The sequence below is a fragment of the Aliiglaciecola sp. CAU 1673 genome (assembly GCF_029223185.1).
Classification (GTDB): Bacteria; Pseudomonadota; Gammaproteobacteria; order Enterobacterales; family Alteromonadaceae; genus Bowmanella.
Genome location: NZ_JARHUG010000018.1, coordinates 1 through 17,569 on the forward strand (window position 1 = coordinate 1; position 17,569 = coordinate 17,569).

General features: G+C 50.0%; 23 protein-coding genes. 16 read left to right on the top strand and 7 right to left on the bottom strand.

All coding sequences use genetic code 11. The features are described 5' to 3' along the window. From P2G88_RS16055 to P2G88_RS16095, 9 genes are all read left to right on the top strand, one after another. A partial coding sequence (locus P2G88_RS16055) for a GGDEF domain-containing protein (protein ID WP_275797777.1) occupies positions 1 to 534 on the top strand: 534 nt, incomplete at its 5' end. A 161-nt stretch (positions 535 to 695) separates the two neighbouring features. Beyond that, positions 696 to 1,133 carry a hypothetical protein gene (locus P2G88_RS16060; RefSeq protein ID WP_275797779.1) on the top strand — a complete coding sequence of 146 codons (438 nt, stop codon included), beginning with the start codon at positions 696 to 698 and terminating at the stop codon, positions 1,131 to 1,133. A gap of 66 nt (positions 1,134 to 1,199) precedes the next feature. Then, complete coding sequence (locus P2G88_RS16065; RefSeq protein ID WP_275797781.1) at positions 1,200 to 1,673, top strand: VOC family protein; 474 nt, start codon at positions 1,200 to 1,202, stop codon at positions 1,671 to 1,673. Further along, positions 1,674 to 2,474 carry a CPBP family intramembrane glutamic endopeptidase gene (locus P2G88_RS16070; protein ID WP_275797783.1) on the top strand — a complete coding sequence of 267 codons (801 nt, stop codon included), beginning with the start codon at positions 1,674 to 1,676 and terminating at the stop codon, positions 2,472 to 2,474. It begins immediately after the preceding gene. A 76-nt stretch (positions 2,475 to 2,550) separates the two neighbouring features. Next, complete coding sequence (locus tag P2G88_RS16075; RefSeq protein WP_275797785.1) at positions 2,551 to 3,051, top strand: DUF3592 domain-containing protein; 501 nt, start codon at positions 2,551 to 2,553, stop codon at positions 3,049 to 3,051. Positions 3,052 to 3,112: 61 nt separating this feature from the next. Continuing rightward, on the top strand, positions 3,113 to 3,508 hold the full coding sequence (locus tag P2G88_RS16080; RefSeq protein WP_275797787.1) for a DUF4112 domain-containing protein: 396 nt from the start codon (positions 3,113 to 3,115) through the stop codon (positions 3,506 to 3,508). A gap of 18 nt (positions 3,509 to 3,526) precedes the next feature. After that, positions 3,527 to 3,868, top strand: coding sequence for a 5-carboxymethyl-2-hydroxymuconate Delta-isomerase (locus tag P2G88_RS16085; RefSeq protein ID WP_275797789.1), 342 nt, complete (start codon positions 3,527 to 3,529; stop codon positions 3,866 to 3,868). 81 nt (positions 3,869 to 3,949) lie between these two features. After that, positions 3,950 to 4,912 carry a hypothetical protein gene (locus P2G88_RS16090; protein WP_275797791.1) on the top strand — a complete coding sequence of 321 codons (963 nt, stop codon included), beginning with the start codon at positions 3,950 to 3,952 and terminating at the stop codon, positions 4,910 to 4,912. 11 nt (positions 4,913 to 4,923) lie between these two features. Next, positions 4,924 to 5,364: a hypothetical protein gene (locus tag P2G88_RS16095; RefSeq protein WP_275797793.1), complete on the top strand. Its 441-nt coding sequence runs from the start codon at positions 4,924 to 4,926 to the stop codon at positions 5,362 to 5,364. A gap of 166 nt (positions 5,365 to 5,530) precedes the next feature. On the opposite strand, the gene P2G88_RS16100 is transcribed toward P2G88_RS16095, so the two are convergent. The 5 genes from P2G88_RS16100 to P2G88_RS16120 all read right to left on the bottom strand — a co-directional run bounded on the left by P2G88_RS16100 (position 5,531) and on the right by P2G88_RS16120 (position 10,063). Continuing rightward, on the bottom strand, positions 5,531 to 6,619 hold the full coding sequence (locus P2G88_RS16100; RefSeq protein ID WP_275797794.1) for a tetratricopeptide repeat protein: 1,089 nt from the start codon (positions 6,617 to 6,619) through the stop codon (positions 5,531 to 5,533). 43 nt (positions 6,620 to 6,662) lie between these two features. Then, positions 6,663 to 7,166: an Ig-like domain-containing protein gene (locus tag P2G88_RS16105; RefSeq protein WP_275797796.1), complete on the bottom strand. Its 504-nt coding sequence runs from the start codon at positions 7,164 to 7,166 to the stop codon at positions 6,663 to 6,665. Between the two features lie 11 nt (positions 7,167 to 7,177). Beyond that, positions 7,178 to 8,758 (bottom strand): DUF4331 domain-containing protein, encoded by a 1,581-nt coding sequence (locus tag P2G88_RS16110; protein WP_275797797.1) that lies wholly within the window; start codon positions 8,756 to 8,758, stop codon positions 7,178 to 7,180. A 79-nt stretch (positions 8,759 to 8,837) separates the two neighbouring features. Next, complete coding sequence (locus P2G88_RS16115; RefSeq protein WP_275797800.1) at positions 8,838 to 9,539, bottom strand: anti-sigma factor; 702 nt, start codon at positions 9,537 to 9,539, stop codon at positions 8,838 to 8,840. Beyond that, entirely contained in the window at positions 9,536 to 10,063 is a 528-nt protein-coding gene (locus tag P2G88_RS16120) for a sigma-70 family RNA polymerase sigma factor (protein WP_275797803.1), read from the bottom strand. Before P2G88_RS16120 ends, P2G88_RS16115 begins: the two co-directional genes overlap by 4 nt. A gap of 254 nt (positions 10,064 to 10,317) precedes the next feature. On the opposite strand from P2G88_RS16120, the gene P2G88_RS16125 reads away from it, so the two are divergent. The 3 genes from P2G88_RS16125 to P2G88_RS16135 are packed head-to-tail and all read left to right on the top strand — an operon-like array spanning position 10,318 to position 12,327. Then, positions 10,318 to 11,247 carry a diguanylate cyclase gene (locus P2G88_RS16125; RefSeq protein WP_275797805.1) on the top strand — a complete coding sequence of 310 codons (930 nt, stop codon included), beginning with the start codon at positions 10,318 to 10,320 and terminating at the stop codon, positions 11,245 to 11,247. Between the two features lie 43 nt (positions 11,248 to 11,290). Next, positions 11,291 to 11,983, top strand: coding sequence for an aspartate/glutamate racemase family protein (locus P2G88_RS16130; protein ID WP_275797807.1), 693 nt, complete (start codon positions 11,291 to 11,293; stop codon positions 11,981 to 11,983). A gap of 8 nt (positions 11,984 to 11,991) precedes the next feature. Continuing rightward, positions 11,992 to 12,327, top strand: coding sequence for a DUF1801 domain-containing protein (locus P2G88_RS16135; protein ID WP_275797809.1), 336 nt, complete (start codon positions 11,992 to 11,994; stop codon positions 12,325 to 12,327). Positions 12,328 to 12,340: 13 nt separating this feature from the next. Here the strand turns inward: P2G88_RS16135 and cysB are convergent, their stop codons facing one another. Beyond that, complete coding sequence (gene cysB, locus P2G88_RS16140; RefSeq protein WP_275797811.1) at positions 12,341 to 13,315, bottom strand: HTH-type transcriptional regulator CysB; 975 nt, start codon at positions 13,313 to 13,315, stop codon at positions 12,341 to 12,343. A gap of 206 nt (positions 13,316 to 13,521) precedes the next feature. Here cysB and P2G88_RS16145 point away from each other — a divergent pair, with 206 nt between their 5' ends. Then, on the top strand, positions 13,522 to 14,214 hold the full coding sequence (locus P2G88_RS16145) for a HAMP domain-containing sensor histidine kinase (protein ID WP_275797813.1): 693 nt from the start codon (positions 13,522 to 13,524) through the stop codon (positions 14,212 to 14,214). Between the two features lie 44 nt (positions 14,215 to 14,258). Beyond that, positions 14,259 to 15,023: a hypothetical protein gene (locus P2G88_RS16150; RefSeq protein ID WP_275797815.1), complete on the top strand. Its 765-nt coding sequence runs from the start codon at positions 14,259 to 14,261 to the stop codon at positions 15,021 to 15,023. A 9-nt stretch (positions 15,024 to 15,032) separates the two neighbouring features. Here the strand turns inward: P2G88_RS16150 and P2G88_RS16155 are convergent, their stop codons facing one another. Beyond that, positions 15,033 to 15,944, bottom strand: coding sequence for a LysR family transcriptional regulator (locus P2G88_RS16155; protein WP_275797818.1), 912 nt, complete (start codon positions 15,942 to 15,944; stop codon positions 15,033 to 15,035). Between the two features lie 186 nt (positions 15,945 to 16,130). On the opposite strand from P2G88_RS16155, the gene P2G88_RS16160 reads away from it, so the two are divergent. Next, on the top strand, positions 16,131 to 16,832 hold the full coding sequence (locus P2G88_RS16160; protein WP_275797821.1) for a CoA transferase subunit A: 702 nt from the start codon (positions 16,131 to 16,133) through the stop codon (positions 16,830 to 16,832). Positions 16,833 to 16,842: 10 nt separating this feature from the next. Next, a complete protein-coding gene (locus tag P2G88_RS16165) occupies positions 16,843 to 17,499 on the top strand; it encodes a CoA transferase subunit B (protein ID WP_275797823.1) in 657 nt (218 codons plus the stop codon). Positions 17,500 to 17,569 lie beyond the last annotated feature (70 nt).

Consider the following 17,569-nt stretch of genomic DNA (forward strand, 5'->3'; position numbering starts at 1 on the left):
ACACCTGTTTGGCTAAATCAATGCCATAGAAATAAGTTAAATCTGACATGGACGGTTCCTCTTAAGTTGGCCACCGCTAAAGCGTGGCACACCCCGGAAGAAGGGGGAGTCCATATCATTCGTATCAATGACACTTATGGCCACGATGCTGGAGACAAGGCTATTCGTTGGGTCGCACAACTGATAAAGCAAAGCGTGAGAAAAAGTGATTGTGTCGCCAGGGTGGGCGGTGAAGAGTTTGCCGTGATGTTACCTAACACCAATCCACCCAATGCCAAGCTCACCGCCGAGAAAATACGCCAGGCCATCGAGTCATCCCCCCTGGTCTTTAAAAATCGTACCATTCCTATCACAGTAAGTGCAGGAGTCAGTGCCATCATCAATTCCGACAGTCAGTTTGAACTAGCTATCACTCGCTCTGATAAAGCCCTATATCAAGCTAAACAAAGTGGTCGAAATAAGGTTGTGCTGGATCCATTGATAGAAAATGCTGAACCTATGGAAGCTGACCAACAATCTGTTATGGCGTCTTAATCAGAAAATGGTTTCTTACAGACAAATCACCAAACTGGCGCTATTCATTTATGGTGACGGGCGGCACAGAGTAAAACTAAGACGTGACCAATGCAGCCTCTCACATGCTGTTGCTTTCGTCACAACTTATTGGCCACTTTCATTGAAGAAATGTAGAGCAAATGCAAAATAATCCTCACCTTTTTATTGCCGCCCTATTAAGTTTTATTGCCGCCCTGCTGCATATTGCCGTGGTTATCGGCGGCGGTAACTGGTATCGCTTCTTTGGCGCCGGTGAGGGAATGGCGCAGCTTGCCGAAGCCGGCAGTTGGACCCCGGTGCTCATTACCCTGGCGATTGCCACTGTGCTCTTTGTTTGGGGGCTTTACGGGCTCAGTGGTGCGGGAGTGATGGGGAAGTTGCCATTGTTGAAACCTGCATTGGGCCTGATCACTGCTGTATACCTTATTCGCGGCGCAGCCGGACTGATATTGCCCTTCGTCAGTAATCATCCGCAGGTTCAGCAAAACTCGATAATGTTCTGGATGATAAGTTCGCTGATTTGCCTGGTATTTGGTCTGTTTTACCTGTTTGGCACCCTGCGCAGCTGGCAGCAATAGCGCAGGCGAAGCGACAAGGAAAGCATCGAAAATCAAACGAAGCCGTGCCCCGGGGAGGATAATACTTTGCAAAGCCAACTGACCAGGGCATTGGTTATCGCTACCATGATATGCGGGCTACCCGCTATGCCAAATTCTTTAGCTGAACAAACCAGTAATAAGGGGGCGCCCATCCAACTTAGTGGCATGAAAACCCGAATCGAAACACCCTTTTTTGAAGAATCTTTGGCCTTTTATACCGACTACATCGGTTTATCAGTGCTGGAGTCTTGGGATGAGAAGGGCGACAGAGGCGTCATTCTGGGGATAAGCAAAACCCCACAAGCGGAAGCGTTTCTAGAAATTGCCGCTACGCCTTCGGTCCCCATATATCAAGGCCTGAGCCTTCAGTTTCGCAGCAAAGACTTACAGGGTTTTGTGGAGAAATTTGCAAATACCATTTCCTTCACCGGTCCAACAAAGCGCCCATGGGGCAGCACTTATCTGTATTTGACCGACCCGTCCGGGATCCGGGTCATCCTGTATGAAGGCGACTTGTAAATGCCGTCCACCGATAGCCCGGCGCCCGTACAGATACAATCGAAAATACACTACTGGCAACGTACCTTAATTCTCATTCTGGCAGGTTTCGCAGGCATCTTGTCTGCTCTGCCCTTGATCCCGAACCTGCTTGACTTGGCCGCCGAGTCCCCGCCTTTTCCGATCCCCGTGATCCAGGCAATATCAACGCTGCAGTCAACCATTGTTCTTATCGCCATGGTGTTTATTGGCGCGAAGATGGCGCCCAAAGCAGGTTTGGGTACCCCCATTGTCGATGCCTGGCTAGTGGGAGCCTGGGTGCAGCCTCCGCTTCGGCAAATACTGTTGTCAGCCATCGCTGGCGGCATTCTCGGGGGCCTGGCATTGGTGGCTTTTTATCAGCTTTACCTGCCCTATCTCCCCGCGACATTTGTTGAGAACGTCAAGGAACTGATGTTACCCCTGTCCTCGCGGCTGCTTTATGGCGGCATTACCGAAGAATTGCTCGTGCGTTATGGAATGATGTCATTTTTGGTATGGCTTGGCGTACGCCTCACTCAAAAGCAGGGGGATGGTGCGCAGACAGTTCATTACGTAGTGGCCATCTTACTGTCGGCTGTCATATTCGCACTCGGTCATCTGCCCGTAACGGCATTACTCACTCCTGAGCTTACAATGCCCCTGGTCTTCTATGTGATGATGGGCAACAGCCTTTTCGGTTTGATTGCCGGGTATCTATACTGGCGTCATGGCCTGGAGTCTGCCATGTTGGCGCATATGCTCGCCCACTTGGTGACGGTGACACTTGAGGGCATGTTCTGAGCCCCCAGGGCAACCAACCTGTTGTCACATTCTGGCAAGTAGAATAATCCGGCGGCGCTAGCGGACAACACTTGGCATGACTTTACTATCTTATTTCTGGCAAATGTGGGAGCTTGCCATTAACGGCGAGCTTCAGGGGATCTGGTTCTGGGCAGCAGTGTATATGCTGCTTGTCTGTGGCTACTCATTGGTATATCAGGTAAGGACACGTGCCTGGCCCTTTACCAAAGGCCAATTACTCGGGCTGGATGTGAGCAAATTTGGGGCAACCGAGAGGGATAGTTCAGCTCAGGACTATGTGGCAGAGGCACTCTATCGCTACACAATCGATGGTGTTGAATATACCGGCACCCGTATCTCTCCCTGGATTTTTGTAGCCAGCCACAACGCCAGAAGCCTGCTGCAAAAACAGCTGTCCGCAATTCAGCGCTATCCCGATGGCAGAGTGAAAGTCTTTTACCATCCCGTCAATCCACAGAAGGCCTTTTTAATCCTCCCTGGTTGGCTGGGGATAGCAGTAACATCTGTGCTGGGTATTTTGCCTCTGCTTACCTATTACCTGAAATACCACTATTGATCCCATCGTAGGGCTCTTCGTTGCACTTCCCTACCCAATTCAATACCTTACTGATAAGGTAATGACCATCCACCAACATTTGCTACTGATCATGCAAGACCCACAAATTGAAAAACGCCTAAAGAGCGCCAAGCGACTGGCCACCCTGCTCGATGGTGTCTGGACTATCCCCTTTACCAAATGGCGCTTTGGTGTGGATGCTTTGCTCGGTTTGCTACCCATTGCAGGCGATTTGATTGGCGCCGTTTTGGGCCTTTCCATCGTTTGGCATGCCCAGCAGTTGAAAGCGCCCTTAAACGTTAAACTGAAAATGCTGCTTAATATCCTTCTGGATCTGGTGCTTGGCCTGGTGCCGGTGATTGGGGATATTGCCGACATGTTCTTTCGCAAGAATTTGCGCAATGCAGCATTGTTAGAGGACTGGATAAATCAACAAACCGTTACCCGCCCCTCCTAAGCAACAGAGAAATCGTTTATGCCTCATCTGATTATTCATTACGCCAAAGAACTGGACAGTAAACCCGGTGCCAAACGGCTGGTAGAATCCGTCTACCAAGGTGCCTTGGCCTCAGGCCTATTCAGCGCCCCCGGGATCAAGGTCCGCGCCCAGGCCTTCGAGCATTTTCAGACCGGTGAATCCGACCTACCCTTTATCCATGTAGAGGCGCGGATCCTGGGCGGACGCACCGCTGATCAGAAAAGCGCCTTGTCAGCCCTGATCCTGCAAGGTCTATCCGAACTGCCCTTAGCCTCCGTGTCGTTAACGGTAGAGGTGGTGGATATGCATAACCCAAGCTATGCCAAGCTGGTGAAATAAAGCAATTTACACCCGCCTGGGAAATGGCGATTAACTCATCTAAAATTCATTGTTAATCAGTACCTTGAATGGCAACTTTCTATGACACTTCGCTCTCACCCAGCGCTGGCTGCGACACTGCTCCTGCCTGCCTCCTTAACATTTGCAGCCAGCCTGAGCGTCTCTGAGCCAGTTATCCGTAAGGACCTGCCCTCTGCCTCGGCAAACATGCTAATGGGTGAGCGTTTATATGTGGTGGGCGATGACGCGTCTTTTTTGTTTGTACTAGACAATAACTTCGAGATGATCGACAAAACGCCAATCAGCCCCCTGCAACCCGCTGCCGATGGCAGGGTACCGGGTGATATCAAAGAGGATATGGAAGCCATGGATGCCATGGAAGTGCATGGCGAGGCGGCGCTTGTGATCTTGGGCTCTGGCACCAAACCAAGGTTTAGGGAAAAAGGCATAGTGTTGGCGCTGGATAATAGCTTTAAAGTGGAACGTGACCTTGCCCCCCTTTATCAGCAATTACATCAAGCAACCGGTTTTAAAGCCAGCGAGACCCTTAATATTGAGGGGTTAGCCAGTGATGCCGAATATGTGTATATCTTTAATCGGGGCAGCCGCAGCCCCAATGCTATATTCAGGCTGAATAAAGCCAACTTTATTCAGTACATGCTGGGTCAAACCGACAGTATTGAGCACATCAATGCTCAAATAGTGCGCTTACCAAAAAACAACGTAATGGAGTCCACTTTTTCCGGCGCCGTTTATAGCCCCGCCATGAAAAAGCTATTCTTCACCGCATCAATGGAAGGCGATAAAAACGAGATTCTGGGTAGTTTTGTCGGATGGCTGACGCCAGAACAGATGGATTTCAAATCGCCCCTGGACTTATCCTCTCAACCCCTGGCAGTGATGCTTAATGGCAAGAATCTCATTAACAAAATTGAGTCCATCACTTTAAGCAGGGAAGACGAAAACCAGGTTGAGGGCGCACTTGCCGCAGACAATGATGATGGCACCAGCCAGTTTATGCGTTTCACTCTGTCTCTGGATTAGCAATCGCTAAAATGCCGCTCTCATACGAGACATTGGACACCATTGCCGACAGCTTCAGTCCACTTATTGCCCTTTTTGCCCTGGCTTTAATTGTAAATCCGCTTCGCTTGGGACAGCGCAAAATGGCAATGCAACGTCTTAAAGCCCTTGCTGCATTGCTGGTACTTATTTACGGCTTTATGTTGTTGGATATGAAGCTGGATCCTGATGAAAAGTGGGCCATTGATTACAGCACCCATACTGCCTTTGCCCTGTGTTTTTGCGCCTTTAACTGGCATTTTGAGCCCAGATGGCGGCTGCTATGGCCACTAGTGTTGCTTGCCTATCTTTTGTTGATGCTTTACCAGGGGTATCACCCATTTATAGACATTATCATCACGTTGATGCTGACAGGCCCTATAACCTTTTTACTCTTAGGCAGGTCTAAGGGCATCACATCCAACCCGCAGTAAACTTATCCCCAGTACCATTCGTTGTTTTATCCATACATGTTTATTGATGTCAGCCTCAAAGCCGCTTTATCTCAAACCAGACTAACAAAAAACGGCATATTCTTAACATGTAGCAGCACCATATAACCTAGGAATAAAAAATTTACCGCGAGCTGATGCAACAATCCTACATCCCCTTGCCCGGTGCTGTCTGATTGATTGACTGATGAGTTTCCTGCAACAAGTAGAAATCGGCACTGGATTTAGCGTGATTAAAGTTAACCTTTGCCCAGTAGCTAGCCTGCGTGCTGTCTTGTTCCACATATAAGTAGAACTTTGCCAATTCGGCTGCGTGAGCATAGTTATGCTCATCACTTCGTTGCGCAATCCTGGCCCGCATAGCCTTCAGCCATTTTTTGCCTGAATCGGAAGCCTTCTCCGCCATCGCCAACCTTAGCAGCAAAGCATCATTGATATCGGCATGACCTTCAGTGATGGCCACCAACTTGTTTAGCACCTGTTGATGATGATTTAGCGCCAGCTGTACGTCAGCCCACAAAGCAATGTAGCTAACCTGAGTATCAGCAAGATACTCTTCCTGCAAATGCGACAACGCCAATTCGGGTTCATCCATCGACAGAGCTAAAGTCGCAAGGATCTCATTGGTCCAATGGCGCTGAGCAGCAGGCAAACCGTCAGATGATGGCAACATTTTCAACAACTGCGCATACAACACATGGATGTGATCTGGTATCACCTGCATACGTGTCTCCACCACACAGGCGGCAATAATGCTGGCATCGGCCACCGCGAGGAGCTTTTCGCAAGCCTTTACGGCTTGTTCATGCTCTCCTAAATTATTCAGCACTGACGCTTTGAGCAACCACAAATCCGCATTGTGAGGCTGGCTTTTGAGAGCCTGTTGCAGTGTCTGATTGGCGGTAAAAAAATCGTGTTGGTGTTGCTGTAGCTTTGCCAACAAGTAGAGTCGGCGCACTTCTTCCTGCTCATTATTTACCTTGAGCGTTTCAAGAGCGGCTTGCAGAGATGGCAGGGTGGACTCAGCAAAGCCTAAATGCGTTACCTTGGAGAGCTGTTGTTGTAAGCCATCAAGGGTAATGGGCTGCACTGTCACGCTTTTCTGTTTTCTGTCCGCTGGCGGATGGTCGTGTCCTTCGTGGGCGTAACCTTGTAAAGCCCAGCAGACACAAAAGGCCAAGCCCCATAAATGCCAGTATTTGAACCTGAGATTGTGTTGGCACTGTTTGATTGTCATTTTTTATACCTCAATAGGAAGCCATCCTTGGCAACAAAGTCAATTAATCTACAAGCAAATCGTCATAGGCCCCGGGCTGTGTGACATCGTCATCAATAGCCCGACCATTTAAACGAAGAGGCGCCGCATTGGCGTCCTGGGAAAACGCTGAGCGACTAAGCTCGGAAAACAATACTGGCAATGCTTCTACGACAATCACCAGGGTGGCCGACACCGGTTGGCTACGCCTGTCGGTAACTGAAAAACTGAAACTGTCTTCACCGGTGAATTCCAAACCAGGGGTATAGCTATAGTTACCGCTAGCATTGAGGGTTACCGCGCCAAATTGTGGCGGTTGCAGCAAGGTAAAGGTTAAGGTGTCATTGTCAGCATCGATGGCTTGCAAGGTGCCACTAATGCTTTGTTCGGATTGCGTGGTGACACTGGCATCCATGGCCACCGGCGCAGTGTTTGTCGGCGGCGGTGGTGCAGGTGCTGCCGAGTCATCACCGTCGAAACAGCCACTAAGGACTAATGTCAGAGCAACAATAAAGAGTGGTTTGTTCATGACATCTTCCTTTAATTAGAACCAGGTAATGGGGTCGCCAAATACGGGAAAGCGCTGGTCATCATGCGGGCATCCAGTGGTGCACCATCGGTAAAGGGCACATTGCCGACATTCGCATCAGCCTCTTCACACAGGCCTAAATTCGTCGCTTCGCCGTTAACCGGAATGGGATGACATAAGGCCCCCATTACCACACGCAAGGCAATATCGACCACATCGTCTCCGGGTCTGCGGCCGTTGGGGAATCCCGCCAAATCGTCTCCAGCCACGCCAAAGGGAGATTGGGCATCAGCGGGAACCGCAGCAATAGCAGTATTTAAGCGCAGCATTTCTGAGGGAGTAACTTGGGCCAGCTGATTAACACCAGAGAAGCCAGTCAAAAAAGCGGTGACCAAATCCGTCCGCGGAAAATTGGTTGGCGCCAGGGTGGGCAGTGAGGTGCCCAACGTCGCGTTGACGGCATCCAAAAATAAAATATTCAGCAACTCAGGTAGGCTGGGATGGGTCACATAATCGGCAAATTGCCCGTCTTGACTGGGATGAGAAGATGAAAACTTATCCTTGTCGCCAATACCAATCACCAATTCATTCACCAGTGGATTGCCCAATCGGGAAACTTGGGTCATGGCCCCACCACTCACTGCAGGTTTGTCGAATGTGGCATTGGGATTCAAAATAGTGGCTTGGGGCAAACGGGCTGTAGTCCAGGTGCCAATGACGCCGTTACCACTGCCAACGATACAAGACTTTGGCACTTCCAAGGCAATACTGGTGACATTTTTATCGGCCAGGTCGTCGTTACTTGACGCTTGGGTGATGCCGCCAGGAAAGCCATTGCCATCGCCAGTACCTGGGGCGCTGTCCCCCTCAACCGGCACATAATTGACCAGATCAAATGTTTTGCCCAGGTTAACCACAAAGGGATCTTTGCGCTGACCGACGAAGACTTTTGCCGGCAACGCACAATTGGGCAATATGGTGGTATAAACGAACTGCTGAGCATACTGCTCATATCCCTGCTCAGAGCCAAAGGTCTTGGTACCTATGAAGTCCAGGGGCTTAGCAAAGGTTGTTGTGCCGTTTGCTGACAAAGGGGTGCGCATGCCACTGCGCATTTCGCCTTGCACCAGTGACACGGAATAATTTTCAAAAAAGTTGGCATTAGCTTGGGTATCGCGGCTAACGGGGCCTACGTTTTTCAGCGGCACCTTCACTGTTCTTTGATTACCCTCGGGTCCTATTGGTAACGCCACACCCTCGCCATTGGCACCGAGGCTTGCATCAAAGTCGAACACGAAAGATATATCTTCCAGAGCGTCACCATCGTTGTCGATATGTATGACATAGTGAGCCCGAGGATGCATGGCAAAATAATTGGGGCCGCCGTAGGCGTCTTGTAAGGGGATGTAGTTTGCAATCAGCGTAACGTAGTCCTCACGCCCCTCTTCATAGCTGTTAAAGGCATAAAAGTCTGTGGAATCGATAGTAGGGGTTTGGGTAACGCTAGGCGCTTCACGGTGACTAGAGGCAGAGACGGACACCGCTATAGCACTGGCTAGCGCAGCAATGGCAAATTGAGTCTGAATGTTCATATAGAAACCTTCTTTGTTGTGGGTTCGTTAAAGCCAAACGGACAACAAAGAAGGTTGGATGCAAGATTTCTGGTCTTTTTTACACAGCCGTCAGCGCTGAAGTATATAACACCTCGGTGGGTTGCCCTGTGGGTGACCCGCCCAGAGGCTCCAAACTCACTGCCAGTACATTGATGGGGACGCGTTTCAGACTTTCAGGCGCCGCCACAGACTTTTCACCCGCTTTTGGCAACACTCCCAAAGAGACTGGGGCGGTACCGTCTGCAGGCACTATCCATAGCTCAAAGTCTTTATCAACTCGGGCGGTCAACTGCTCCGTGGCTCTCACGCGTAATTGCCGGTCAGAAATTTCAATTAACCAAAGGGGTTGGGATTGCTGATTGTTGACCACCGCAATTTGGGTCACCGGTGGCATTAATGAGGGGCCCACAGCCGTCCAGATTACCGCTATCAAGATCGAGGCAGCAATAGCAAAGGTCACCATATTGCGCCAACCAGTGGGTTGTTTTTGGTGTCCTTTGCCTACTTCTTTGAGCACAACGTTGGATTCAACAAAGCCAAGCTTTTGCTGAATGCTCTGCCACACGCGTGCATCCGGCGCAACAGGCGCGATGGTCTCACCCATGCCATTTAAATACTGCTCCCACAGCCAGGTGGTTTCAGCAATGGTTTGGTTGGACATGATTAATTTTTGGTAACGCCTGCGCGCCCCACCCCGCAAGGTACCCAATACATATTCAGCAGCTAAGGCGTTGCGCAAAGATTCGGCTTGATAATTCATATTGACAGACACCTTTGCAGACTTTGCAGACCGCGGCGGATCCAGCTTTTAATGGTCCCAAGGGGGGAGTCCAAATGCTCCACCACTTCCTGATGAGAAAGACCACCGTAAAATGCAAGATGGATGGCCTGACGCTGTTGCTCCTCAAGCTCGTCAATACATTCGGCAAGGCGTCGGCGCTCCGATGAAGGCAGTGGCATGCTAGCCGACGGTCCGTCACTTTCTGGTGATAAACTGACTTCGTTACGAATATTGTGATAACGCATTAAATCAAGTGCCCGGTATCTGACAATACTTACCATCCAAGTCAGCACCGTACCTTTGCTGCGCTGATAACTGGCAGCGCCGTGCCAGATCTTGATAAAGGTGTCCTGGGTTGCTTCCTCTGCCAATTCCTTATGCTTGAGCATTTTAAGTGCCACCGCATAGATTTGTCCGCTGGTGATAGTGTAAAGCTTGGCAAAAGCGTCACGGCTGCCATCGGCGATATCGCATAGCAGCGGAAATAGCTCTTCATGTTCCATAATCGTCCTTCGAGTTTTTCTTACCTGAGTAGCCTTACGCTTGAACAACATGTTTGGATGCAGTCAAAGCAAAAACCTAAAGCATCTTGTTTGAGCTGAATCAGCCATCACAGCAAGCCAGGTATATTACTAAAGCCGCTGTTATCCCAGGGACTGTGGAAAACCACCTTGTCTTGACCTATCACTGTATGGATACTGAACTCACAGACTTTATCCCTGTGTAGGGATAAGCATCTACCTGTGGATAAATCTGCATGCAAAGTGATCCCAGTCAAGACGCGACAATACAGCGCCAGCGCTTTTCGGCTGATGAAATCAGCGAGTCACTAAAGGTGCTGGAACAAGCCATCGAGAATCATCGGATTTGGTATCACCAATTGCATGAAGGACTGCTTTGCCGACAACCCTTTTCTGACACCATGACTCATCCCCTCGCCCATACCCTGTGCAAATTTGGTTGTTGGTACTACCAAAATGCCAGTGAGGCCATTCACTCCCACCCAGAATTCAAGGCCATTGAATCGACCCATAAAACCATGCATGACGCCGCCAGAAGCCTGATTGAAGATTTTGTCGAGAGCATGCCTTTAGCCATAGAGAAATACCGCTTCCTGGCGAATAAACAGAAAGAACTGGGGCGATTACTCAGTAATTTGCGCGATACCATGGTAGCCCAGCAGCATTCCTTCGACCCCCTGACGGGCCTTATCAATCGCAAATTTATCAGTCTTATCCTTGAAAAACGGCATATGCAGTCGCTGCGTGACGCCACACCTTACAATATTGCGCTTCTGGATATTGATTACTTTAAAGCCATTAACGACAACTACGGTCATACCGCCGGCGATGCGGTGTTAAAAGCAATAGCGACCCTGTTGTCTAATGCTTTCAGGGACTCAGATTGCGTTTGCCGTTATGGTGGTGAGGAGTTTCTGGTAATGCTACCCGGCACCACAACACAGATTGCCTTTAAAATATTGGATCGCGTCAGAGAAGAGGTCAGTAGATTGCAGGTACCCTACGAGGACAACCTGATCAGCATGACCATTTCCATCGGCTTTGCAGACTTTGATCCACAAAAGCCGGTGTGGGAGCGGGTGAAAGACGCGGATACCGCGCTTTACCAAGCCAAAGCCAGTGGTCGGGATCGGGTGATGGCCTACACATCGGATATGGACGAGTAGATGAACCAAGAAACCTCTCGTCATAGTTCAGGGAATCAGTAGTATGAAGATTATTGGCCTGCTCGGCGGTATGAGCTGGGAGTCTACGGCTAACTATTACCGCGCCATCAATGAGGGGATTAAGGCACGCTTAGGCGGATTACATAGCGCCAAAATCTGTCTTTTCAGTGTGGATTTCGCTGAGATTGAAGCCTGCCAACATCGCGGCGAGTGGGATAAGGCCGCACAAATCCTCAGCGCTGCAGCCAAGTCTGTTGAAGCAGGTGGCGCCGATTTTCTGCTTATCTGTACCAACACCATGCATAAATTGGCTGAGCCCATTCAAGGGGCCATTGGCATTCCACTCCTGCATATTGCCGATGCTACCGCCAAGCAATTGCAACAAAGAGGTATCAACAAAGTCGGCTTACTGGGTACCCGCTTTACCATGGAACAGGATTTTTATAAGGGCCGTCTGCAGGACAACTATGGTATTGAAGTGCTGGTGCCTGATGAACACCAACGTAATCTGGTACATCAGGTAATTTATGAGGAACTGTGCCTGGGCAAAGTGGAGGCCGCATCCAAGGACGCTTACCTGCATATCATCCAGGATCTGCAAAAAAGAGGCGCACAAGGCGTTATTTTGGGTTGCACCGAGATTGCCATGCTGGTCAAGCAAGAAGACACGCCAGTCGCACTATTTGATACCACTGCCATCCATGCCCAAGCCGCGGTGGAGATGGCTCTGGCCTGAGGACAAAAATGAAACTGAAAGATTATCTGGCTGCAATCCCTGCACATCGTCAGGAGAGGTTTGCTGCCCTGCAAGCAATCATTAAATCACTGTTTCCCGATGCCAACGAGTCGATGAAATACAAGATGCCCACCTATGAACACAAAGGTGGTTGGATCGCCATTGCCAATCAGAAGGGTTATATCTCACTATATACCTGTTCAGAGGAACATATCAGCAGCTTCAAAAGCACTTACCCAGAGATTCAAACAGGCAAGGGCTGTATCAATTTTAAAGACAAGGATCCGTTGCCGTTGGAGGCGCTGGCCATAGTGATTAAAAGTGCATTATCTTCAGCCCACTAGCTGGACCGTGAGCCTAACGCACTGGCAGGGTAAGATCCTTAAACATGCGCTCGATATCTTCGTTGCTCTTTTGCATCATCGCCCGCTCCACGACATCTTTGGTTAGATGCGGGGCGAAGCGCTCGATAAAGTCATACATGTAGCTGCGCAGGAAGGAACCTTTACGGAAGCCGATCTTAGTGGTGCTGTACTGGAATAAATGACTGGCGTCGATACGCACCAAGTCCCCATCCAGCTTCTCATCCAGTGCCATAGAGGCAATCACGCCAATACCAACGCCAAGGCGTACATAGGTCTTGATCACATCGGCATCAGTGGCGGTAAACACAATCTTTGGCGTCAGACCGGCACGATTGAAGGCCTGATCCAACTCAGAGCGACCGGTAAAGCCAAACACATAGGTCACCAGCGGAAATTCGGCAATATCCTCGATAGTAACGGAACTGCGCTTTGCCAGCGGATGTTCACGGTTAACGATGATGCTGCGATTCCAGTGGTAGCAGGGCAACATCACTAAATCGTTGTAAAGATGCAGAGATTCGGTGGCAATCGCAAAATCCGCCTCGCCCTTGGCGGCCAAATCGCTGATTTGCGACGGCGTACCCTGATGCATATGCAATGACACCCTGGGATATTTGGCCATAAAGCCTTTGATCACAGGCGGTAAGGCATAGCGGGCCTGGGTATGGGTGGTGGCTATATTGAGCTTACCTTGATCCGGCAGCGTATGTTCACGGGATACCGCCTTGATACTCTCGACCTTGGCCAGAATTTCGCGGGAGATATTGATCACATCTTTGCCGGCTTCGGTGACATGAGTCAGATGCTTACCGCTGCGACCGAATATTTGCACACCCAACTCATCTTCCAACATACGAACCTGTTTGCTGATGCCGGGCTGAGAGGTATACAAGCTTTCAGCCGTGGCCGATACATTGAGGTTGTTGTTGAGAACTTCGACTATGTATCTGAGTTGTTGGAGTTTCATCCTGCCCTTCGGTGCGCCGCAAATCGTTTTTCTATATGCCAAATATATATACTGACCAACGAGTTAATTCCATAAAATTTTAGTAGTAGTGTGCCTAAAAGGCCTTTTTCCCGCCGATAAATAGTTGTGCCAGCAAGGATTTAGCTGCAAATCTTTCACTCATTCAACATTACTGATATAACACAGTGAAGTCTTGAAACGTCACAATGGCAGAAAGCGCAAACATGATTGATTTCTCCTCCGTGCTCGCCGCCGGTGTGCATGATATGAAAAATTCGCTATGTCTGTTAATGCAGTCTATTGAGACCTTAGGCCAACAACTCCCCAAAAATAACAAGGAATATACACATCACCTGGCCAGTCTGCAGTATGAAGCCTCCAGGCTGAATACCGGGCTGATGCAGTTGTTATCTTTGTACCGGGCGGAAAAGAAAAACCTGCCGATCAGCATTGATGAGCACTTTGTTGAAGATCTGGTGGACGATATCCTTGCCACCAATGAAAGCTATATAGCCAATAAAAAGATCACGCTGGATATCGACCAACAGGCTGAAGGCCCCTGGTATATGGATGTGGAACTGATCAATGTGCTGCTTAACGACATCCTCATCAATGCCATGCGCTACAGCAAAGAGCACCTCAAGCTCAGCACCTATTTTGAGGATGACTTTTTATGTATCCGCATCGAAGATGACGGTCCGGGTTATCCAGAAAGCATGCTGATTGCCGGCAATACCGATATGCAGGAATTTAACATCAGCACCGGCCGCACCGGCCTGGGGTTGTTTTTCGCAAGGCTGATTGCTCAGGCACATCAAATGAATGGCAATTCTGGCTCTATTACTCTTGAAAACGGGGGCAGCCTCGGGGGTAGTGTGTTTATCCTGAAATTGCCCTAAGATGCCACAGCCTTGTCGACGTATTTGCAACAAGTGAATTTTATATGTTTACCACCGTCATCATTTTAATTGTGGCCCTGATCGTGATTGCGATCGTGCTGAACGCCGTACAACAACATAAAGAACAGGTTGAAGCCGAAAAACGCGCCGAAATCGCCAAGCAAAAAGCAATCATTGACGAGACCGAAGATGCACTCGGCGCTGCTGCCCATATGCCCGTATCCCAGCAGCTCGTTATGATTTTGCACAAGCGTGTATTAAACGCGCTAAAGACCCAATATGAGATCAACCCCAAAGCGGTGGATGTCAAGCAACGCTTGCAGGATGCAGAGCAGCGCGGCAACACTATCAATATCGACCAACCGCCGCCGGCAGATGATGCCTTCGTGCTGCCCGACAATGACAAACAGATTATTTTGTTCATACAGGGCATCAAAAAACTCAGAACATTGCTGCGCTCGGAGCACTCCAAAGGCAAAGTGGATACCCATGTATTTATGGATGAAGACAAGCGCCTGGACAGGTTGCAGCTAAGAATCAATATAGAAACCCTGCAAAAGCGCGCGCGTACCGCTTTCCAAGGCGGTATGCTCGGCTCGGCTCGCCAATACTTTGAAAAAGCCATTGCTGCGCTCAATGCCCAGCCCGAGCAAACTGAATATATCAACAGCAAGCGTGCCGAGGTTCAGCAGCAGCTCAGTATTATTCAGGATAACCTAAAGAATGCTAATGCTGCCGACAGAGCCAAGCGTCGCGACGCCGAACGAGACGACCTCGACGAACTCTTTGCCCCCAAGAAGAAGTGGTAACTCACTGAACTAAGGTTCGCTGTGCGCAGCAGGCCAGTTGGTTTGCTGCAACTGGGCTAACAATCCGGCCGCCGGTACCGACAAGCTCCCGCGGCTGCGGCTGACCACCCCCACAGTATTGACCAAAGCAGGCCCACTCAGGGTCCTGCAGATAAGCCCTCGCTGCAGCATGTCCTGTTGGCAAAGCGACGGCACCAGAGATAATCCCAGCCCGGATGCCACCAGTTGTCCTACCGTCGAAAGTTGCCCTGCTTCGGCCACAGTTTGCACCGAAATATTCTGAGTTTGCAGACGCTCCTCACACCATAGACGCACTGTCGAGCCTCGGTTCATAGCAACAAAATCCATCCCTTGCAGATCTGACCAATGCAGATCGTCTTTGTCACAAAATGGATGTGTGGGCCCCAAAATCACCATAAAACGATCTTCAAATAACGGTAGAAAATCCAGTCCCTGCAACTGCCTTGGACGAAAGACGATACCCAGTTCAGCGCGACCATCGAGGACAGCTTCCACCGCCCTTTCCATCACCAGATCCAACACGCTGATATTGATCTTCGGGTAGTTTTGATGAAACAGCTTGAGAACCGGTGCCAGTTGGCTATGAGCAAAGGATGGCATCGCCGCTACCGTTAGTTTTCCCCGTTGCATAGCGAACAAATTATGTAAATCGGTCAGAGCCTCATCCCAATCATTGAGCAGGCGTCGCGCCAGCGGCAGAAAATTTCGCCCTTCCTGAGTTAACTCCACCGAGCGCGTAGTTCGGGACAATAATGCCCCACCGACTTCTTCTTCAAACTTCTTGATTGCAATGGACAGAGCCGGTTGTGACAAGTGCAAGCGCTCTGCTGCCTCGGCAAAAGAACGACTGCTAGCCAGTTGCACAAAGGCCTGTAGCTGTTTCAACGTAACGTGCTTCATGGGAGTTCTTAGTGCTTGAGCCCTTGGTAAAAAGATTATGACTGGGCAATTTTGATTTATATTTTTTATTAATAGCTAAAATAAATTAACTTCACAACCCTGCATAGCTGTCCAATACTGTGTCCAGCCTTTCTCTGTTGGCTGCCGAATAAAATATGGCGCCGCAATAACAAACAGGAGCATCCCATGTCAGGTTTTGACAAAGTGGTGTCCAGCTATGAAGAAGCCATGGCCGGACTTGAAGACAATATGACGGTGATTGCCGGTGGCTTTGGCCTTTGCGGCATTCCCGAGGGCCTGATCGCACAAATAAAAAAAATGGGCACCAAGGGCCTGACCGTTGTTTCCAATAACTGTGGCGTGGATGGCTTTGGCCTGGGAATTCTGCTGGAAGACCGCCAGATAAAGAAAATGATCGCTTCTTACGTGGGCGAGAACGCTCTGTTTGAGCAACAACTGCTCTCCGGTGAGTTGGAAGTCGAGCTGACTCCTCAGGGCACCCTGGCCGAGAAAATGCGTGCCGGCGGTGCCGGCATTCCTGCTTTTTACACCGCCACAGGTTACGGTACGCCGGTTGGTGAAGGCAAAGAAGTGCGCGAATTCAATGGCCGTCCTTATATTATGGAAGAGTCCATCACCGGCGATTTTGCCATTGTCAAAGCCTGGAAAGCGGATCGTTACGGCAACTGTATCTATCGCCATACCGCGCAAAACTTTAACCCCATGGCCGCCACGGCCGGCAAGATTACCGTCGTGGAAGTGGAAGAGATTGTTGAGCCCGGCGAGATCCCGCCAAGCCAAATCCAAACACCCGGTATCTACGTGCAGCGCGTGATCAAAGGCAGCTTCGAAAAACGCATCGAACGTCGTGTAACCCGCAGCGCATAAGGAGACAACAATGGCACTTTCAAGAGAACAAATCGCCATGCGCGTGGCGCAGGAATTCAAAGATGGCAGCTATGTGAACCTGGGTATCGGTATCCCTACCCTTGCCGCTAGCTATGTCCCCAAAGGCATCACGGTGATGCTGCAATCGGAAAACGGCCTGCTGGGCATGGGGCCTTACCCTACCGACGAGCAGGTGGATGCGGATATGATTAACGCCGGTAAAGAGACAGTGACGGCTATCAGTGGCGCCTCGATATTCAGCTCCGCCGAAAGCTTTGCCATGATCCGCGGCGGCCATGTGGACTTTACTGTGTTGGGCGCTTTCGAGGTAGATGTGCATGGCAACATTGCCTCCTGGATGATCCCCGGCAAACTGGTTAAAGGCATGGGTGGCGCCATGGACTTGGTGGCCGGTGCCAAGAACATTATCGTGACCATGACCCACGCAGATAAATACGGTAACTCCAAGTTACTGGATAAATGCACCCTGCCGCTGACCGGCGTCAACTGCATTACCCATATCATCACCGACCTAGCCTTGCTGGAAATTAAAGACGGCGCTTTCCATCTGCTCGAGCGCGCCCCTGGCGTGTCGGTGGAGGAAATTCAGGCCAAAACTGCCGGCAAGCTGATTGTGGACGCTGACGTTCCTGAGATGCAGTTCTAATGGATTTTCGCAGAGGGCCTTCGGGCCCTTTTTTCATCCAAGCACGGCAGCATTGAGTTTGCGCCTGGCT

Bases quoted from the DNA above. Each gene is read 5' to 3' on its own strand.
- P2G88_RS16060 (WP_275797779.1), top strand. From the start codon at position 696: ATGCAAAATAATCCTCACCTTTTTATTGCCGCCCTATTAAGTTTTATT.
- P2G88_RS16070 (WP_275797783.1), top strand. From the start codon at position 1,674: ATGCCGTCCACCGATAGCCCGGCGCCCGTACAGATACAATCGAAAATA.
- P2G88_RS16075 (WP_275797785.1), top strand. From the start codon at position 2,551: ATGACTTTACTATCTTATTTCTGGCAAATGTGGGAGCTTGCCATTAAC.
- P2G88_RS16080 (WP_275797787.1), top strand. From the start codon at position 3,113: ATGACCATCCACCAACATTTGCTACTGATCATGCAAGACCCACAAATT.
- P2G88_RS16085 (WP_275797789.1), top strand. From the start codon at position 3,527: ATGCCTCATCTGATTATTCATTACGCCAAAGAACTGGACAGTAAACCC.
- P2G88_RS16090 (WP_275797791.1), top strand. From the start codon at position 3,950: ATGACACTTCGCTCTCACCCAGCGCTGGCTGCGACACTGCTCCTGCCT.
- P2G88_RS16095 (WP_275797793.1), top strand. From the start codon at position 4,924: ATGCCGCTCTCATACGAGACATTGGACACCATTGCCGACAGCTTCAGT.
- P2G88_RS16100 (WP_275797794.1), bottom strand. From the start codon at position 6,619: ATGACAATCAAACAGTGCCAACACAATCTCAGGTTCAAATACTGGCAT.
- P2G88_RS16105 (WP_275797796.1), bottom strand. From the start codon at position 7,166: ATGAACAAACCACTCTTTATTGTTGCTCTGACATTAGTCCTTAGTGGC.
- P2G88_RS16110 (WP_275797797.1), bottom strand. From the start codon at position 8,758: ATGAACATTCAGACTCAATTTGCCATTGCTGCGCTAGCCAGTGCTATA.
- P2G88_RS16115 (WP_275797800.1), bottom strand. From the start codon at position 9,539: ATGAATTATCAAGCCGAATCTTTGCGCAACGCCTTAGCTGCTGAATAT.
- P2G88_RS16120 (WP_275797803.1), bottom strand. From the start codon at position 10,063: ATGGAACATGAAGAGCTATTTCCGCTGCTATGCGATATCGCCGATGGC.
- P2G88_RS16125 (WP_275797805.1), top strand. From the start codon at position 10,318: ATGCAAAGTGATCCCAGTCAAGACGCGACAATACAGCGCCAGCGCTTT.
- P2G88_RS16130 (WP_275797807.1), top strand. From the start codon at position 11,291: ATGAAGATTATTGGCCTGCTCGGCGGTATGAGCTGGGAGTCTACGGCT.
- P2G88_RS16135 (WP_275797809.1), top strand. From the start codon at position 11,992: ATGAAACTGAAAGATTATCTGGCTGCAATCCCTGCACATCGTCAGGAG.
- cysB (WP_275797811.1), bottom strand. From the start codon at position 13,315: ATGAAACTCCAACAACTCAGATACATAGTCGAAGTTCTCAACAACAAC.
- P2G88_RS16145 (WP_275797813.1), top strand. From the start codon at position 13,522: ATGGCAGAAAGCGCAAACATGATTGATTTCTCCTCCGTGCTCGCCGCC.
- P2G88_RS16150 (WP_275797815.1), top strand. From the start codon at position 14,259: ATGTTTACCACCGTCATCATTTTAATTGTGGCCCTGATCGTGATTGCG.
- P2G88_RS16155 (WP_275797818.1), bottom strand. From the start codon at position 15,944: ATGAAGCACGTTACGTTGAAACAGCTACAGGCCTTTGTGCAACTGGCT.
- P2G88_RS16160 (WP_275797821.1), top strand. From the start codon at position 16,131: ATGTCAGGTTTTGACAAAGTGGTGTCCAGCTATGAAGAAGCCATGGCC.
- P2G88_RS16165 (WP_275797823.1), top strand. From the start codon at position 16,843: ATGGCACTTTCAAGAGAACAAATCGCCATGCGCGTGGCGCAGGAATTC.